Origin of the sequence: Paenibacillus sp. KS1 (assembly GCF_001680695.1) — a bacterium.
Classification (GTDB): domain Bacteria; phylum Bacillota; class Bacilli; order Paenibacillales; family Paenibacillaceae; genus Paenibacillus_B; species Paenibacillus_B suaedae.
This window is the reverse complement of the sequence record NZ_MAIS01000228.1, coordinates 1-1,379: the sequence shown is the minus strand read 5'-3', so window position 1 is coordinate 1,379 and position 1,379 is coordinate 1. Positions and strand designations below refer to the sequence as shown.

Genomic DNA, 1,379 nt, shown 5'->3' with positions numbered 1-1,379 from the left:
TTCACATTCATTTCGATTCCCTCCTAAAGTTGAAATACTATAAACAAATTTTCCGCAATCATGACAAAAATGTATTTCATGAAAAATGTGCGCAGGTTGATCATCGTCTAAGAACCCTTTCTTCTTACTTGCCTCCATGTCTATGTATACTTCATAATCGAACGATTGGATCGCTATAAGACAAAAGGGCAATCCTTTGTTATTCACTTGAAAGAGAACGTCAGAATACAGAAGGTTCCCCTGTAATCAACTTTTCAGGGAGAGGTCTGCTCTTTTTTCTCCCTCTCCTCTGTATGCGCCTTGTTCAGCATTTGCTGCCCCTTCGCTTCCAGCTCATTGACCGCCTCATCCGGCGTCATCTCGCGCTGCATGACCGCTTGCAAAGTTTTGTCCAACAATTCACTGAACGGTGAGTAGAAGTCTTCCGGCACATGTTTGTTGCCGTACCCTACCCAGAATCCCAAGCTCCCTTCAGCAGGCGAAGATTCCGTAGATGACCTGGGCTTCAACATATAGAACGGTTCTGTGCTCCTGCCCTCCAATTCCTTGAAAAATTGGTTTCTCGTCGGCAAAGTAGATATCGGATTGCGGGAAGCAACCTTCTCCATGCTCGATCCATTGACGAATTGGACGAACTCCCAGGCAGCCCGCTTGTTCGCGGAGTCCGCCATTACCGCAAAAATTTCCGACAAGCGCACCTTAGAGGACTCGTCAGGTCTTGCTAGGTCGATCGGTACCGTAACGATATCCCAATTGATAGAGCTCAATTTTTTATCGCGCAGAGGGGCACGCCGCAGCTCTTTGGCGAACCAAGGGCCATCCATGACCATGGCCGCCTTCCCCTGAAGGAACAGATTGTTCATTCCTTCTACTTGTACGGGCGGATAATTCCGCACCGCATCCGTTGCCATCCGAATGGCTTGCTTCCACCCGTCGGATCGGATGCGCATCTTCTCTCCCTTCGCGTCAACGACTTGAAGGGAAGAAGTCGATGCGATATTTATCAATAATTCGGAAGGCCTTTGATACAAACCGTAAATTTCGTTAGTGCCTGTTCTCATATCGTCAAAGCGCTTGGATAAAGACAGCACTTCCTGCCAGCTCATCTTGTTGTGCGGTAGTTCGATGTTGTACGCTTGGAACAAGTCGCGATTGTAATAAATCACTTGATTATAAAAATAAGGGGTCAGCCCGTACAGCTTCCCTCTTCCTTTCGTACGAATCATATCGATCACGCCCGGCATGTAGCCTTCCAGGTCGAATTTTTCTTGTGCAATAATGTCATCCAACGCATAGAGCTTTCCTTGCTGCGCATACGATTCGAACATATGCTCACTCAGCAGCACGATGTCCGGCTTGTGCTTGTCCAGCAGTTTTTC

At 47.6% G+C, this 1,379-nt stretch carries 1 protein-coding gene; it reads right to left on the bottom strand.

Going from position 1 to position 1,379, the window contains the following annotated elements:
* Nucleotides 1-254: 254 nt before the first annotated feature.
* Nucleotides 255-1,379: extracellular solute-binding protein (locus BBG47_RS27985; protein WP_065294465.1), on the bottom strand; the 1,125-nt coding region annotated here is incomplete at its 5' end.